This window comes from Kribbella pratensis (assembly GCF_004365355.1).
Classification (GTDB): domain Bacteria; phylum Actinomycetota; class Actinomycetes; order Propionibacteriales; family Kribbellaceae; genus Kribbella.
Genome location: NZ_SODP01000002.1, coordinates 219,002 through 235,008, shown reverse-complemented (window position 1 = coordinate 235,008; position 16,007 = coordinate 219,002). Strand labels below are relative to the sequence as shown.

Here is a 16,007-nt window from a genome sequence, read left to right as displayed (position 1 = left end):
CGCAGATTACCCGGTTTCGGCAGGTCAGGGCGAAGGCCGCGACGATTCTTGACACAGCTGTGGTTGAACGCGGGTGGCCCCCGCAGTACTGCTCTTTCACAAGAACGCTGTAAAACTCACCCACCGTGTCGGGGCCGTCGCGGTCCGGTGAGATCCTGGTGTGATCCAAATCACAGCAACGAGTCTGCTCAAACGACCGTTCCATGGACCATCTCCGTGAAACGGTCGAAGGTTTCCCTCCGGAACAGCCCAGGGGAGGGTGCCTTTTCACACCCCTCTTAACAGGGTGGATTCACAGCGGGGGATTCACAGGCCCAGGTCTCGGCGCAGCTTTGCGACGTGCCCGGTGGCCTTCACGTTGTACTGCGCGACGGCGATCTTCCCGTCCGGGTCGACGACGAACGTGGACCGGATCACGCCGGTTACCTTCTTGCCGTACATGGTCTTCTCGCCGAACGCGCCGTACGCCTGCAGGACCTCCTTGTCGGGGTCGCTGAGCAGCGGGAACGTCACGCCGTCGCGCTCGCGGAACTTCGCCAGCTTGGCCGGCTTGTCCGGGGAGATCCCGAGTACGGCGTACCCGTGGGCCTGCAGCGAGTCGAGCGAGTCGCGGAAGTCGCACGCCTGCTTGGTGCAGCCCGGGGTCATCGCGGCCGGGTAGAAGTAGACGATCACGTTCTTCCCGCGCAGGTCCTTCAGCGCCACGTCGTTGCCGTCGGCATCGGGCAGGGTGAAGTCGGGTGCGGTGTCGCCGACGGACAGACGATCGGACATCAGGGCCCTCCACGAATCGATTGAAGTGCCGCAATCGTACGTGCAAGATGCGCAGATGAGCCGCGCATCTTCCCGCCCCTTGTTCGACGGCTACCTGGATCCGCGCCGCCCGCACGCCGGGGCGTACGACGAGATGTTCGACCCGGTCGACGGCGTCCGTACGGCGTACAAACGGCTGCACGACTCACTCATGCCCCTGCAGCCCGCGGACCTGACTACGCGGGCCGAGGCGCTGGACCGGGCACTGGTGGACCAGGGCATCACGTTCAGCCTGTCGGGGGAGGAGCGGCCGTTCCCGCTGGATCTGGTGCCGCGTGTGATCACCGCGGCGGAGTGGTCCCGGCTGGAGCGTGGCGTGGTGCAGCGGGTGCGTGCTCTCGAGGCGTTCCTCGCCGACATCTACGGCGACCAGCAGATCGTCGCGGACGGCGTACTGCCGCGTCGGCTGATCACCTCCTGCGAGCACTTCCACCGGCAGGCAGCCGGTATCGCACCGCCGAACGGCGTCCGCATCCACGTGGCCGGCATCGACGTGGTCCGCGACGAGCAGGGTGACTTCCGCGTGCTCGAGGACAACCTGCGCAGCCCGTCCGGGGTGTCGTACGTGATGGAGAACCGCCGGACGATGGCGCGGGTGTTCCCGGACCTGTTCGCCAAGCACCGGGTCCGCGCTGTCGGGGATTACGCAGTACATCTGCTCCGGGCGCTGCGGGCCGCGGCCCCGACGGATGCGACCGATCCGAACGTCGTAGTACTGACGCCGGGCGTCTACAACTCGGCGTACTTCGAGCACTCGCTGCTGGCGCGCCAGATGGGGGTGGAGCTGGTCGAGGGCCGGGACCTGTTCGCCCGCAACAACGTCATCTACCTGCGGACCACGGAAGGCGAGCAGCGGGTCGATGTGATCTACCGGCGGATCGACGACGAGTTCCTGGACCCGGTGCAGTTCCTGCCGGACTCCGCGCTCGGTGTCGCCGGTCTGGTGAATGCGGCGCGGTCGGGTAACGTCGTGATCGCCAATGCGGTGGGCAACGGTGTGGGCGACGACAAGCTGATCTACACGTACCTGCCCGAGATCCTGAAGTACTACCTGGGCGAGACGCCACTCCTGCCGAACGTCGACACGTACCGGTGCTGGCTGCCCGCGGAGCAGACCGAAGTACTGGATCGCCTCGACGAGCTGGTCACCAAGCCGGTGGAGGGCTCTGGCGGGTACGGCATCGTCTTCGGACCGGATGCCTCGCCGAAGGAGCTCCAGGCGCAGCGTCGTCGTATCAGGGCCAATCCGCGCGGCTGGATCGCGCAGCCCGTCGTACAGCTGTCCACTGTGCCCACGAAGGTGGGTGAACGGCTGCAGCCGCGACATGTGGACCTGCGGCCGTTCGCTGTCAACGACGGCGACGACGTGTTCGTTCTGCCCGGCGGGCTGACCAGAGTGGCGATTCCGGAGGGCAGTCTGGTCGTCAACTCGTCACAGGGCGGCGGCTCCAAGGACACCTGGGTGCTGGCGCCCAGAGCGTCCGACGAGGACGCCGAGCTCCGCGGACCCGGTCTGGGGACGCCCGCACCGAGGACGGACAGTACGCCGGAGCGTGGTCCGGAACTGAACGTCGCCCAACAGCAGCAGCAACAGTGATGGGGAGGTGCTGACGATGCTCGCACGCAACGCCGAGTCGCTGTACTGGATCGGCCGGTACGTCGAACGTGCGGACGACACCGCTCGGATCCTCGACGTGTCGGTGCACCAACTGCTCGAGGACGCCACCGTCGACGCGGACACGGCCAGCCGCAGGCTGCTCTCGGTCCTCGGCATCACTCCGCCCGACGGCAGCACGCTGGACGTGTGGGGACTGACCGAGCTGGTCGCCATGTCGCCGGAGACCGGGTCGATCGTGTCCTCGATCGCCAGTGCCCGCGAGAACACCCGCGTCGCCCGCGAGGTGGTGTCCAGCGAGCTCTGGCAGTGCATCAACGCCATGTGGAACGCCGTACCCGAGCGTCAGCGGGCTGCGCGGCGAGTGGGGCCGCACGAGTTCTTCACGTTCGTCGAGGACCGGGCGGCGATGTTCGCCGGGCTGGCCGACTCCACGATGAGCCGGGACGACGGCTGGCGGTTCCTGGTGCTCGGTCGCTCGGTGGAGCGCGTGGACATGATCGTCCGGATGCTGATGTCCCGAGTCGGCGACCGGCCGACCTCACCAGGCTGGGTGACGGTACTGCGTTCCGCCGGCGCGCACGACACGTACTTGCGGACGTACCGCGGCGCGCTGGATGCCTCGCGGGTCGTGCAGTTCTTGTTGCTGGACCGTCTGTTCCCGCGGTCGGTGTTCCATGCCTTGCAGCAGGCGGAGTCCTGTCTGGACGACCTCGACCACGGGCCTGCGGCGCGGATCGGTGCCGGTGCAGAGGCTGCGCGGTTGCTGGGCAAGGCCCGGAGCGAGCTGGAGTTCCTCCGGCTGACAGACCTGCTGGACGATCTGACCGGCAGACTGCAGGACCTGCAGACGATGGTCCGTGAGGTCGGCGAGGCCGTGTCGCGTCAGTACTTCCATGCGGTGCCGTGGATCGAGTGGAACAACGCGGAGGTGAACCTGTGACCGGGGCGGTGGGGCGGGGAAAGAATCAAACACAGTGGCGTCTCCGGGTGGTGCACACGACTGGCTATCGGTACGCGACTGCTGTCACACAGTCCTACAACGAGGCCAGACTGACTCCGCGCCATGACGACCGGCAGAACCTCATGGTGGCGCGGCTGGAGACGGTCCCCGCGACTCGTGCGTACAAGTACACGGACTACTGGGGTACAGAGGTGAACTCCTTCGACCTGCACACTCCGCACACCGAGCTCAAGGTGGTCGCGGCCTCCGTAGTCGAGACGACCGACCAGGCCACACCGTCAGTTGCCGCAACCTGGTCCCAACTGAAGTCACCTGACGTCCTCGACGCGTACGCCGACTACCTGGAGTGGTCCGCCTACGTCCCGAAGCACGGTGAGCTCGCTGCCGTCGCACGCTCGCTCCGCAAGGGCTGTACGCCGCAGGAGACTGTGCTGGCCGTGTCGAAGTGGGTGCACGGCAAGCTGAAGTACCAGCGCGGCACCACTGGTGTGCACTCGTCGGCTGTCGACGCCTGGCAGGCCGGTGAGGGCGTGTGCCAGGACTACGCGCACCTGACCTTGGCCATGTTGCGGGCAGTCGGCGTACCGGCCCGCTACGTCTCCGGATACCTGCACACCAAACCGGATGCGTCGGTGGGGGAGACGGTTGTCGGTGAGAGTCATGCGTGGGTGGAGGCGTGGACAGGTGAATGGTGGGGATTCGATCCGACCAACGACATCCCGATCGGTCACCGCCACGTCTGGGTGGCGACCGGGCGGGACTACGGCGATGTGTCTCCGCTGAAGGGCATCTATTCCGGCGGCGCCGCGACGGCCATCGAGGTGACCGTGGACATGACCCGGTTAGCCTGAGCGCATGCGGGCCATGACAGTGACGCCGGGCAAGTCCGACTCGGCGACAGTAGGCGAGGTCTCGGAGCCTCCCGTTGCCGACGGTTCGATCCTCGTGGAGGGCCTGCTGACGGGTATCTGCGGGACCGACATCGAGCTGGTGTCGGGGGCGTTCGGCAGCGGACGTCCGGGGTCGGACCAGCTGGTCGTCGGACACGAGTCGCTCGGGCGCGTGCTGGAGGCCCCTTTGGGCTCCGGCTTCGATGCCGGCGACCTGGTGGCCGGAGTGGTCCGCCGACCGGACCCGGTGCCCTGTCCGGCGTGTGCGCGCGGCGAGTGGGACTTCTGCCGCAACGGTCAGTACACCGAGCGCGGCATCAAGGAAATGGACGGGTACGGCGCTGAGCGCTGGCGGGTCGACCCGTACTTCGCCGTGCCGATCCCTGCTGAGCTGGGGGAGCTCGGCGTACTCGTGGAGCCGGCCAGCATTTTGACCAAGGCGTGGGAGCAGGTGGACCGGGTTGGCGCGCGGTCGTGGTTCGGTCCGCAGCAGGTGCTGGTCACCGGAGCTGGGCCGATCGGGCTGCTCGCGGCGCTCATCGCCCGGCAGCGCGGGTACGACGTACATGTGCTCGACAGGGTCTCGGACGGGCCGAAGCCGGAGCTCGTACGGGCGCTGGGTGGGACGTACCTGACGGACCTGAGCGAGCTCGGTGTCGTGCCTGATGTGGTGATTGAGGCGACCGGAGCCGGGCAGCTGGTGTTCGACTGCGCATCGCTGCTCCCACCGGCCGGTGTGATGTGTCTGGCCGGGATCCACCCCGGGCCGGCGACTGTCGACGTAGAGCTGGACGCGCTGGTCCGGCAGTTGGTGGTGCGCAACGCCGCACTGGTCGGGACCGTGAATGCGGGGAAACGGCACTACGCGGACGCTGTCGACGTGCTGCTCGCGGCTGATCGGGCCTGGCTGCAGCGGTTGATCACCCGGACCGTGCCGCTGTCGCAGTGGCCGGATGCATTGGTGTGGGAACCGGACGACATCAAGGTGGTCGTGGACTTGCGGGGATGACCTGCGAGGATGGTGGGTGACGAGGGGCAGATCGGGGCATGCCCCGCGGATGGAAGGAGCGTCGACAGGTGTCGGACACGAAGGCTCGGACCGCCGAGCAGATCGAGGCGGACATCGCCGCCACCCGGTTGCGCCTGGCCTCGACCGTCGACGAACTGGTCGACCGGGCGAACCCGAAGAACGTGGCCCTGCGGCAGGTCGAGCAGGCCAAGTCCCAGGTCTTCGACGAGCAGGGCCGGCTGCGGACCCAGAAGATCGCCGCGGTCGCCGCCGCGGTGGTCGGCGTCGTCGGCATGCTGCTGATGATCCGCCGGCTGGTGGGTCGCCGGTGACTCCACGCAAGCGGCTGTCCGACGACAAACTCCCGATCCGGATGCTGCACGACCGCGTCCTGGTCTCCCTCGAGCAGGAGGGCGAGCGTAAGTCGTCGGCCGGCATCTTGATCCCTGCCACCGCGCAGATGGGCCGCCGGCTCGCCTGGGCGAAAGTGGTGGCCGTCGGGGCGAACGTGCGGACGGTGGAGGTCGACGACCGCGTTCTCTTCGACCCGGAGGACCGGGCCGAGGTGGAGGTGCGCGGCGACGACTACATCCTGCTGCGCGAGCGCGACCTGCACGCGGTCGCGGCCGGCCGTCTCGAAGACGGCCAGACCGGCCTCTATCTCTGAAACCGGCCCTGTCTCTGGAGCAGATCTATCGCTGGAAACGGCTCTATCGCTGGAAATGGCTCTATCGCTGGAAATGGAAGTGGGCCGGAGTGTCCGGCCCACCCGTGACCAGGTCACGGACGAACGCGCCCACCAGCGGCACGAACTTGAAGCCCTGGCCCGAGAACCCCGCGGCCACGGTGATCGGTCCGGCCCGGTCGATCACGAAGGTGGCCGAAGGCGTGTTGTCGTAGAGGCAACTGATCGGAGTGGACCGGGAAGGATCCAGCCCGGGGTACCACTGCTCGACGTACTCCAGCAGTGCCGAGTCCCGCTCCGGCTCCGGCCGGAAGTCACGCGTATCGGGGTCGACCTCCGGTCCGCTCGCGTGCAGGCCCACCTTCACTCCGGACCCGGGCTCGTAGAGGCCATAGCTGTCCGGACCCCAGTGCACGAAGCTCGGCCACTCCATGTTCTCGGAGATCGGTGCAAAGAACCGCGGCTGCTCCTGCGTCACTCTGAACGGCGGCAACGGCACCAGACCGCTCAGCAACTTCGGAGTCCACGGCCCAGCGGTCACCACGACCTGCCGCGCCCGCACAGCCCCACCGGGTACGTCGAGCTCCACCAGGGCGTCGTGGATCCGTAGCGCGCGTACTGGCGACTGCACGCGGAGCTCCGCGCCCAGCCGAGCAGCCACCGTCTGCAACGCGTGCACCGCGCGATCGGCGTACAGCCGACCTGATCCTGGCTGGTAGAGCACCGGACTCTCGAACCGGAACCCGGGCCACCGCTCCGCAGCCTCCTCCGCGGCGAGCACCGACCCGGTTGCCGCGTGCAACAACCGGAACGTGTCGACCGACTCGGGACTCGTGCCGTGGTCGATCCCACCGGTCTCCTCGAGCAGCGTCTCGCCCGAGTCGGCCTCCAGTTCGCGCCACAACGGCCGCGCCCGCTCGGTCAGCTCGGCCGCCTCGGCGTCATCCGCAGCCGGCCGGAACAACCGGGTCGCGCCGTGCGAGCCACCCCGCTCGTGCCCGAGCGTGAACTGCTCCAGTACGACGACCTCGCGCCCCGCAGCCGCCAGCGCACGAGCCGCCGCCGACCCCATCGCACCGGCCCCCACCACCGCCACGTCGTACGTCATCCCAGCAGAGTACGGGCGGCGCGCAGGCGTCAGAAGGCGTCAGGTTCTCGCGGAGCGGGCAGGCGGAGGCGGCGCGATCGGCAGGCGGGGGAGAATGGGCCCGTGATCTTCGAGACCTCCAGTCGGTTGCCAGACTTCCCATGGGACAAGCTCGCCCCTTACAAGCAGAAGGCGGCCGAGCATCCCGACGGCATCGTCGACCTGTCCATCGGCAGTCCGGTGGACCCGGTGCCCGAGCTGGTGAAGAAGGCGCTCGCCGACGCCGCGGACGCCCCGTCGTACCCGACGACCCTTGGTACGTCGGCATCGCGGCAGGCGGCTGTGGACTGGATGGCCCGGCGTCTCGACGTGACCGGAGTGGACCCGCAGAGCGGCGTACTGCCCGTGATCGGCACGAAAGAGCTGATCATGATGCTGCCGACGCTGCTGGGCATCGGCGCGGGCGACACGGTCCTCATCCCGGACCTGGCCTACCCGACGTACGAGGCGGGCGCTGCACTCGCCCGCGCGACCAGCGTGCCGGTGGCGGACCCCACGACGTACGACGGCCCGGTGCGGGTCGCGTACCTCAACTCGCCGCGCAATCCGTCCGGTGAGATCACCTCCGCGGACGATCTGCGCCGTGCGGTCGAGTGGGCGCGGGCGAACGAGGTACTGCTGGTCAGCGACGAGTGCTACACCGAGTTCGGCTGGGACGAGAAGCCGGTGTCTGTGCTGCACCCGGACGTGTCTGGCGGCAGCTTCGACAACCTGCTCGCGGTGCACTCGCTGTCGAAGCGGTCCAACCTGGCCGGGTACCGCGGTGGCTTCGTGGCCGGTGACCCGACCGTGGTGACCGAGCTGCTTGTCGTACGCAAGCACGCCGGGCTGATGGTGCCGTCGCCGATCCAGGCTGCGATGGCTGCCGCGTTCGCGGACGACGTACACGTGGAGGAGCAGCGTGCTCGCTACCTCCGTCGGCGTGCCGTACTGCGCGACGCTCTAACTGATGCGGGCTGGGAGATCACGCTGTCCAACGGCGGGCTCTACCTGTGGGCGTCGCACCCGTCGTACGACGCGTACGGCTCGGTCGGGGCGTTGGCGGACCGGGGCATCCTGGTCGCTCCTGGCGCGTTCTATGGCGCCGCCGGCGAGCGACACGTCCGCGTCGCGCTCACCGGGACCGACGAGCGCATCGACTCAGCGGTGAAGCGACTGCAGGAGTAAACGAAGTCCGCGCTCCCCTGTGACGTCTCCCGGTGTGGCCGCCTCTTATAGGGGGTAGGACTTGTCGAGGGGAGGGTGAGGCGGATGAGACGCTTCGTTGGGGTGGCTGTTGCGGTGCTGCTGGGTCTGGGGCCGGTGGGTGTCGCGTACGCGGACGACTCCCCGTCGCCCAGTGTCACGCCAACCGAGACGCCCGCAACCCCGTCGCCCACGCCCAGGCCGGCGGTAACGCCCGCGGCTACTACTCCCACGCCCGCTGCGACTCCCACACCTGCCGCCACTCCCACGCCTGCAGCGACTCCCACCCCGGCCTGGTCGATCACGCTGGATCAGCCGGCCGCGTCCTGGGAGGACAAGCCGACGGTCTTCACCGGCAAGATCAGCCAGCCGATCACCGGGTCGTACATCACCCTGTGGCAGCGCGTCCCGGGCGCCTGGGTACTGCGTGCGTCGACCCGCACCACGACAGGCGGCGCGTACAGGTTCAGCTACATCTCGGCGTCCACCGGGACCTGGGCGTTCCGCACGATGATCGGTGTGAAGGCGGAGACGGCGCTCGCGATCTCGGCGTACCGGACCGTGCCGATCCAGGACCGGAAGATCCTGATCAACACCCCGGCAGCCTGGTACGCCACGCTTACCGGCGTCTCGGTGACCGGCCGGATGGTGCCGGCCGAGCCGGGCAAGGAGTTGGCTCTGCAGAGCTATCTCGGCAGCGGCAAGTGGCAGCTGCTCAACATCGGGGTCATGGATGCCAAGGGCAACTTCCGGCTCCGGCTCCCCGATGACCTGCCGGCCACCCGGACCGTGCGTGTCGTCACCAGGTACGTCAGCCAGGCAGCGATGGAGTACTCCGGCCTCGCCACGATCGTCATCAAAGCCGCGCTGAACCCCAAGGTGTACGCCGTCTCCGCCGCGATGGTGCCGAACACGTACCGGGCCGGCTGTCCGGTCGCGCCGGCGTCGCTGCGGCTGCTGCAGCTGAACTACTGGGGTTTCGACGGCCACGTACACCGCGGCGAGCTGATCCTGCGGGACGCCGCGGTGGCGAAGATGATCACGGTCTGGACCACGACGTTCGCGTCGAAGTTCCCGATCCGGCAGATGCGACGGGTGGACGTGTTCGGCGGAAGTGACGTGAAGTCGATGACGGCCGACAACACCTCGGCGTTCAACTGCCGGCGGGTGACCGGTGATCCGTACTCCCTGTCGCCGCACTCGTACGGGTGGGCGATCGACATCAACACCGTGGAGAACCCGTACCTGGCCGCGAACGGCGTCTGGTACCCGTCGAACGGGCTGACGTACCGCACGCGTACGCCGGCGCGTCCCGGCATGCTGTTCGCGAGCAGCGTCGCCACGAAGGCATTGATCGGCCAGGGCTACTTCTGGGGAGCCGGCTGGGCCAAGCCCGACTACCAGCACTTCGAGCCGAAGTGAGACGCGTCGACCGTGTCCTGAGCGGCTGGCGCGGATACGTCGGTGTCGCTGGAATGCTGGCGGTCGTACTCGCGGGCTGCACCTCGAACTCGGCTGCCCAGCAGCCCGCACCGGGTGTCGTCCAGCAATCCGCCACGCCAGTCATCCCGAGCACCGTCGGCGGCACTGTGCCGGTGCCGCCCGCCACCATGAGCACCGCCAAACCCACGGATGCGGCCGTCCCACCGGAGGTGCCGGAGCAGGCGACCGCGCCACCACCCGCCAACGCCGGACCGCTCACGGCCCACAACCTGCCGACTCCCGACAAGCTCGGCCTCGGCTGGAAGACCTACACCGACCCAGGCGGCGCCGAGGCCGGATTCATCGGCAACAACACCTGGACCCGCCGCCGCGATCCCCACCAGGCCTCCTATGAAGCCCTGCCCTCCGGCTGTGCAGGCAAGCCCGTCACCGGCGCCCTCCCCATCCCGGCGTACGCCCTGACCGGCAGCTACCGGACAGCCGACAACCAGCCCGCCACCGCCCTCCTGCTCCGCTTCAAAGACTCCGGGCGGGCGACGAGCTACTACGCCGGATACCAGGCCCGCATGAAGGCATGCGGCGCGGGCGGCGACCTGTCTGTCAAACAGCTCTGGACCACCGCCACAGCAACTGCGGCAGTTCGCACTTACGCCGCAGCCGAGTCGTACGTAGATCTCTCGGTGGTCCACGGCTCCACAGTCGCCCTACTCGCAACCACCTCCGCCCAACCAGACAAACAGTCCGACTGGGCGCACACCGTCGTACCCGCTCTGGAGCAAGTGATCGACGAATCCTAAAGCTGTATTACCTTTCAGTATTCTGTGACCTACACTCCGGTTATGGGTGACTTCGACAGGTATGCCCGTCTGACCGCCGGCCTCGACGCGCCGTACGCGGTGATCGATCTCGACGCCTTCCGCCGGAACGCGGACGATCTGGTCCGCCGCGCCGGGGGTACCCCGATCCGCGTCGCGTCCAAGTCGGTCCGCTGTCGTGCGCTGATCGCCGCCGCGCTGGAGCGCCCCGGCTTCCACGGCGTGATGAGCTACGCGCTCCCCGAGGCCCTCTGGCTCGCGCGCAACGGCGTCGACGACATCCTGCTCGGCTACCCGACCACCCACCGCACCGCTCTGCGCGAGCTCTCCGAAGACCCGGAAGCGGCCGCGCGGATCACGCTGATGATCGACTCGCCGGAGCACCTCGCATACATCAAGGCGGCTGTCGCCGGTACCGCGCGCATCCAGGTCTGCCTCGACGTCGACGCATCGCTCCGCGTCTTCGGCCAGCATCTCGGCGTACGCCGTTCGCCGCTGCGGACCCCCGCCGACGTTGCGGCCCTTGCCCGTACCGTCGCCTCCGACGACGCGTTCGAGCTGACCGGCGTGATGTTCTACGAGGCGCAGATCGCCGGTCTGCCCGACACCTCACCGGCCGTCCGTTGGGTCAAGCGGCGTTCGGCAGCCGAACTCGCCGATCGCCGTGGCGCAGTCGTCGATGCCGTGAAGCAGGTCGCTGCGCTCCGGATCGTCAACAGCGGCGGGACTGGCAGCCTGGAGATCAGCAGCGCCGACCCCTCCGTCACCGAAGTCACCGCCGGCTCCGGTCTCTACGGCCCGACCCTCTTCGACAAGTACGACATCTTCCAGCCGGAGCACGCGATGGCCTACGCCCTCGACGTCGTACGCCGTCCGGCACCGCGCATCGCCACGCTGTTCGGCGGCGGTTACGTTGCGTCGGGGCCGGCGAAGAAGTCGCGGTTGCCCTTGCCTGCTTGGCCGTCCGGCCTGAAGCTGCTCGGCACAGAGGGCGCCGGCGAGGTGCAGACTCCGGTCCAGGGACAATCGGCCGATCTGCTGCAGCTCGGCGACAGAGTCTGGATGCGCTACGCGAAGGCGGGCGAGATGCTGGAGCGGTTCGACGTCGTGCACGCGATCGGCTCAGGCACGTCGGGCGATCAGGTGAGTGAGTTGATCACCTACCGCGGCGAAGGGAAGAACTTCGGATGAGCACCTGGCGGAACTGGGCCGGCACGGAGTCGGCGTCCGGGATCGAGACCCTGCGTCCGGGGTCGACCGACGAGCTCGCGGCCGCGGTCAAGTCCGCCGCCGAGCAGGGCAAGAAGCTCAAGGCGGTCGGCTCGGGGCACTCGTTCACGGGTTGCTCGGTGCCGCAGCAGGTGATGATCCGCCTCGACGGACTGTCGTCGATCACCCACGCCGACAAGGATTCCGGCCGGGTGACGGTCGGGGCGGGCACCGGCCTGCGGAAGCTCAACGCGGGGCTGGCCGCCTTCGACCTCGCGATGGCGAACCTCGGCGACATCGACAAGCAGACGATCTCCGGCGCGATCTCCACCGGTACGCACGGGACCGGCGCGGGGCTCGGCGGCCTCGCTACGCAGGTCGTCGCGCTCGACCTGGTCACCGCGGACGGCTCGGTCCTGCACTGCTCCGCCGAGGAGAATCCGGACGTCTTCGCCGCGGCCAGGATCTCGGTCGGCGCGCTCGGCGTGATCAGCTCGCTCACGCTGCAGTGCGTGCCCGCGTTCCTGCTGCGCGCTCAGGAGATGCCGTTACCGCTGAGCGAAGTACTGGACGGCTTCAACGAGCTTGCCGACGGCAACGATCACTTCGAGTTCTACTGGTTCCCCCACACCGACATCGCGCTGACCAAGCGGAACAACCGCGTCTCGGCGGGCGTCGATGCAGCTCCGGTCGGCCGGATCCGCGGCTGGGTCGACGACGAGCTGCTGTCCAACAAGGTCTTCGAGCTGACCAACCGGCTTGCCGTACGCCGGCCCGGCATGGTTCCGCGGATCAACCAGCTCGCTTCGCGCGCCTTGTCGGCGCGGGAGTACGTCGATGCGTCGTACAAGGTGTTCTGTTCCGAGCGCAACGTGATCTTCCGCGAGTCGGAGTACGCCGTGCCGCGCGAGCACGTGGTCGGGGTGGTCCGCCGGCTGCGGGACTGGATCGACACCTCGGGGTCGCGGATCCCGTTCCCGATCGAGGTGCGGGTCGCCGCGCCGGACGACATCTGGCTGTCGACGGCGTCGGGGCGCGAGACGGCGTACATCGCGATCCATCAGTACCACCGGCTGCCGCACGATCCGTATTTCCGGGCGTTCGAGAACATCGTCGCCGAGTACGACGGGCGCCCGCACTGGGGCAAGCTGCACACCCTCACCGCGACCGAGCTACGAGCGCGGTACCCGCACTTCGACGACTTCCTCGCCGTCCGCGACCGCCTCGATCCGCAGCGCACCTTCGAGAACGCATACACCCGGCAGGTCTTCGGCTGAGCGCTCGCCGGGCGATAGCCTGCCAAGCATGAATGCTGCGGAGGGGCTCGAGCCACTGGCCGAGGATTGGCAGACAGCGCTGGCGATCGTCGCGCACCCGGACGATCTCGAGTGGGGATCGGCGGCCGCGATCGCGCGCTGGACCGGCCAGGGCAAGCAGATCGCGTACTGCCTGCTGACGTCAGGCGAGGCGGGGATCGACGGCGTCGACCCGGCCGAGTGCGGACCGCTGCGGGAGGCCGAGGAGATCGAGTCGGCCCGGATCGTCGGAGTCTCCTCGGTCGAGTTCCTCGGTCAGCCCGACGGGACGATCGAGTACGGCGTACCGCTGCGGCGCATCATCGCCGCCGCGATCCGCCGGCACCAGCCGGAGATCGTCATCACCGGCAACTTCCGCGACACCTGGGACGGCGACGTCGCGCTGAACCAGGCCGACCACATCAACACCGGCCGCGCGGTGGTCGACGCGGTCCGGGACGCCGCCAACCGGTGGATCTTCCCGGACGCCGGCGACAAGTGGGACGGCGTACGGCAGGTCTGGGCAGCCGGCTCACCCAACTCGCGGCACGGGGTGGACACGACCGACACGTTCGACCTCGGGTTGCAGTCGCTGAAGGCACACCAGGCCTACATCGACGGGCTGAACCGCGCCTTCGACCCGGAGGAGTTCCTCGAGGGCGTTTCGCGTCCGACCGGCACTCGGCTGGGCACGAAGTACGGCGCGCGGTTCGAAGTCTTCACTCCGTAGGCAGCTCGCGGGACGCCTGCAGGTGCGGAGGCATCGGCTTCGGGTGCCGCGGCTCGCGATCGCCGGCGGTGCCCGGGCCGGGTGGGTTGCCCGGGCCGACCCACGAGCGGACCAGCGCGCGACCGCCCTTGCGGGTCATCCGGACCAGGTCGATCTGCTGGACCTGGCTGGCCGGGATCCCCAGCTGGGCCAGGCTGCGGTTCGCCATCGCACACGCGGCGTCGTGCTTGCGCGGCGAGAGGTTCTGCTGGAGGACGATCGCGATCGTCCCGTCCGGAAGGTCTTCGACCCGCTGGAACCGCATGCCCTTGTCGAGCGACCAGGACTTGAGGGCGAGCTCGAGGTAGGCGGAATCGGTCAGTCGTCGATCGGTCTTCGCGCGCGCAACCACTTCGTAACGGGCCATATCCCGATCATCCGTCGCTCCGCCGGCGTTTTCCAGGAATCTGCGATCAGCGAAGTGCGTTGATCGCCGCCGCCACCTCGGTCGGGTTGGAGATCATCGTGAGGTGATTGGCGTCCGGGATCAGCGTCGGCGCGGGGGCTCCGATGCGACCGGCCGTCTCGGTCGCGTTGCCGCCGTTGGCGTCGAGCGCGCCGAACACGACCGACTTCGGGACGCGCAGCCGGCGGAGTTCGGCCAGGCGATCGGCGGACACGGCCGGGATCCCGTGCGCGGTCATCTGCCAGACCGCCTTCTCGGCGCCCGGCTGCCGGAACGGACGCGTCCAGTCGTCGACGTTCATCGCCGGGCAGTCGGGGGAGCAGACGCTGTTGTAGATCTTCTTGAGCAGCCAGCCCTGGTCGAGCACCAGCCGGAACAGCGAGGTCCGGTACGGCGGGACGATCAGCCACCGCGGCGGGCCGGCCTGCCCACCTGGCAGCGGCAGCGCGTCGCCGTCGAGGAACATGATCCCGGCCATCCGGTTCGGCGCCTCCAGCGTTGCCTCGGCGACGACGCCCGCGCCGAGCGAGTGCCCGACCAGGATCGGCCGCGGTTCACCCGGCCCGCCGAGGTGCATCGCGTCGAGGAATCCGAGCAGTTGCGCCGCGAGATGCTCGATGGTGTACGGCGCCTTGCGCTCGGAGTACCCGTAGCCGGTGATGTCGTACGCGTAGACGCGGTGGGTCGTCGCGAGCAGCGGGACGAGTCGGGACCAGGTGTCGACGGACTCCGCCGCACCGTGGACGAGGACGACGGGCGTGCCCGACGTACCCCAGGTCTCGTAGCGGGTGTTGAGATCGCCGGTCCGGACGTACTTCAGGCCGGGAGGCGGTGTGGCGGTCCTGTCGGTGGCGAGGTTGTAGCCGAGCGATGCCGCGGTGACGATCAGCCAGAGCCCGAGAAGTCCCAGAAACCCCCGCCACAGGAACCGTTTCACGCCCCCAGTCTTACAGCTGCAGGATGCGCTGCGACTCGGCGAGGACTGCGGGGGAGGCCAGCGACTGCCAGCGCGGGATCTGCTCGGTGAGGAACGGCGCAAGCTTGACCGCACGCTTCGCATCGTTGTCGAGGACATCGAGCTCGTTGACGATCGTCAGGTCGACGAACTCGCGGAGGTCCGCGGAGCCGAGCTCTTCCGATGTGCCGGTGAAGCGATCGGTGACCGTGCGATGCTCGGCGAGGTCGCGCCACGTGGTCTCGCGGTCGCAGGCGCCGTACCAGTAGACGAGCTGCTCGGCTTCGGCGCCGATCACCGCCTCCAGGACCGGGCGTTCGGTCTGCCAGTCGAACAGGTGGGTGGGGAAACCGTCCGTTCCGTACGCCGCGTGCGCGAGGCCGGCCAGCACCAACGTGTCGGAGGCGCCGAGGGATCCGAGGCGCTTGGCGACCCGGTGCAGATGGACGTACAGGCTTCCGCCCGCGTGGTCGATCTCGTCGGCGCCGCGCACCAGCAGCAGCGAACCCAAGTCCTGAAAAGTGCTCATCTGACCTCTTCTCACCCCGGAGCGGCCAAATCGCTCGAACAGATCAGGGCCAACGGAGGCGACCCAGGTCACCCACGGTAAGGCCAACCGCCCACCCCCGCCCACAGCTCCGGCGTGCCGTTTCGGTCACACCCCGTTCATTTCCTGTTCCCCGAGGTGGCGGCCGAGACGTCGGCAGTCAGGACTTCACCGGACCGCACCCCGGACCGACCCCTGAAACCCGGGCTCACCCATTCCCACCGGCGATGCCGCTGCCCACCATGAATCCATGAGTAACG

At 68.5% G+C, this 16,007-nt stretch carries 17 protein-coding genes; 12 read left to right on the top strand and 5 right to left on the bottom strand.

Features of this window, described 5'->3' with window-relative positions:
* Nucleotides 1–306: 306 nt before the first annotated feature.
* Complete coding sequence (bcp, locus tag EV653_RS17665; protein WP_134104789.1) at nt 307–774, bottom strand: thioredoxin-dependent thiol peroxidase; 468 nt, start codon at nt 772–774, stop codon at nt 307–309.
* Between the two features lie 55 nt (nt 775–829).
* On the opposite strand from bcp, the gene EV653_RS17660 reads away from it, so the two are divergent.
* From EV653_RS17660 to EV653_RS17635, 6 genes are all read left to right on the top strand, one after another.
* On the top strand, nt 830–2,410 hold the full coding sequence (locus EV653_RS17660; RefSeq protein ID WP_134104787.1) for a circularly permuted type 2 ATP-grasp protein: 1,581 nt from the start codon (nt 830–832) through the stop codon (nt 2,408–2,410).
* Between the two features lie 16 nt (nt 2,411–2,426).
* Entirely contained in the window at nt 2,427–3,371 is a 945-nt protein-coding gene (locus tag EV653_RS17655; RefSeq protein WP_134104785.1) for an alpha-E domain-containing protein, read from the top strand.
* A gap of 47 nt (nt 3,372–3,418) precedes the next feature.
* A complete protein-coding gene (locus tag EV653_RS17650) occupies nt 3,419–4,243 on the top strand; it encodes a transglutaminase family protein (RefSeq protein WP_134104783.1) in 825 nt (274 codons plus the stop codon).
* 4 nt (nt 4,244–4,247) lie between these two features.
* The gene (locus EV653_RS17645) at nt 4,248–5,291 is read left to right on the top strand and encodes a glucose 1-dehydrogenase (RefSeq protein WP_134104781.1); all 1,044 of its coding nucleotides are present in this window, start codon (nt 4,248–4,250) and stop codon (nt 5,289–5,291) included.
* A 68-nt stretch (nt 5,292–5,359) separates the two neighbouring features.
* Nucleotides 5,360–5,623, top strand: coding sequence for a DUF3618 domain-containing protein (locus EV653_RS17640; protein WP_202871722.1), 264 nt, complete (start codon nt 5,360–5,362; stop codon nt 5,621–5,623).
* On the top strand, nt 5,620–5,958 hold the full coding sequence (locus EV653_RS17635) for a GroES family chaperonin (RefSeq protein WP_132210994.1): 339 nt from the start codon (nt 5,620–5,622) through the stop codon (nt 5,956–5,958). The genes EV653_RS17640 and EV653_RS17635 overlap by 4 nt, the downstream gene beginning before the upstream one ends.
* Nucleotides 5,959–6,019: 61 nt before the next feature.
* Here EV653_RS17635 and EV653_RS17630 read toward each other — a convergent pair whose 3' ends face one another.
* Nucleotides 6,020–7,084 (bottom strand): FAD-dependent oxidoreductase, encoded by a 1,065-nt coding sequence (locus tag EV653_RS17630; protein WP_134104777.1) that lies wholly within the window; start codon nt 7,082–7,084, stop codon nt 6,020–6,022.
* Nucleotides 7,085–7,189: 105 nt separating this feature from the next.
* Between EV653_RS17630 and dapC the strand changes: the two genes are divergently transcribed.
* From dapC to EV653_RS17600, 6 genes are all read left to right on the top strand, one after another.
* Nucleotides 7,190–8,290 carry a succinyldiaminopimelate transaminase gene (gene dapC, locus EV653_RS17625; RefSeq protein WP_202871836.1) on the top strand — a complete coding sequence of 367 codons (1,101 nt, stop codon included), beginning with the start codon at nt 7,190–7,192 and terminating at the stop codon, nt 8,288–8,290.
* Nucleotides 8,291–8,374: 84 nt separating this feature from the next.
* A complete protein-coding gene (locus EV653_RS17620) occupies nt 8,375–9,730 on the top strand; it encodes a M15 family metallopeptidase (RefSeq protein WP_166679476.1) in 1,356 nt (451 codons plus the stop codon).
* Entirely contained in the window at nt 9,727–10,548 is an 822-nt protein-coding gene (locus EV653_RS17615) for a hypothetical protein (protein WP_134104773.1), read from the top strand. Before EV653_RS17620 ends, EV653_RS17615 begins: the two co-directional genes overlap by 4 nt.
* 42 nt (nt 10,549–10,590) lie before the next feature.
* On the top strand, nt 10,591–11,757 hold the full coding sequence (locus EV653_RS17610) for an amino acid deaminase/aldolase (RefSeq protein ID WP_134104771.1): 1,167 nt from the start codon (nt 10,591–10,593) through the stop codon (nt 11,755–11,757).
* Entirely contained in the window at nt 11,754–13,052 is a 1,299-nt protein-coding gene (locus EV653_RS17605) for a D-arabinono-1,4-lactone oxidase (protein ID WP_134104769.1), read from the top strand. The genes EV653_RS17610 and EV653_RS17605 overlap by 4 nt, the downstream gene beginning before the upstream one ends.
* 28 nt (nt 13,053–13,080) lie before the next feature.
* Nucleotides 13,081–13,800, top strand: a complete 720-nt coding sequence (locus tag EV653_RS17600) for a PIG-L deacetylase family protein (protein ID WP_134104767.1) — start codon at nt 13,081–13,083, stop codon at nt 13,798–13,800.
* On the opposite strand, the gene EV653_RS17595 is transcribed toward EV653_RS17600, so the two are convergent.
* From EV653_RS17595 to EV653_RS17585, 3 genes are read right to left on the bottom strand one after another with little or no spacing between them, the layout of a single operon-like run.
* Entirely contained in the window at nt 13,790–14,206 is a 417-nt protein-coding gene (locus EV653_RS17595) for a hypothetical protein (protein ID WP_134104765.1), read from the bottom strand. The two genes, EV653_RS17600 and EV653_RS17595, sit on opposite strands and share 11 nt — an antisense overlap.
* A gap of 46 nt (nt 14,207–14,252) precedes the next feature.
* The gene (locus EV653_RS17590; RefSeq protein WP_166679475.1) at nt 14,253–15,182 is read right to left on the bottom strand and encodes an alpha/beta fold hydrolase; all 930 of its coding nucleotides are present in this window, start codon (nt 15,180–15,182) and stop codon (nt 14,253–14,255) included.
* A 10-nt stretch (nt 15,183–15,192) separates the two neighbouring features.
* A complete protein-coding gene (locus tag EV653_RS17585; protein ID WP_134104760.1) occupies nt 15,193–15,729 on the bottom strand; it encodes a DUF6817 domain-containing protein in 537 nt (178 codons plus the stop codon).
* Between the last annotated feature and the right edge of the window lie 278 nt (nt 15,730–16,007).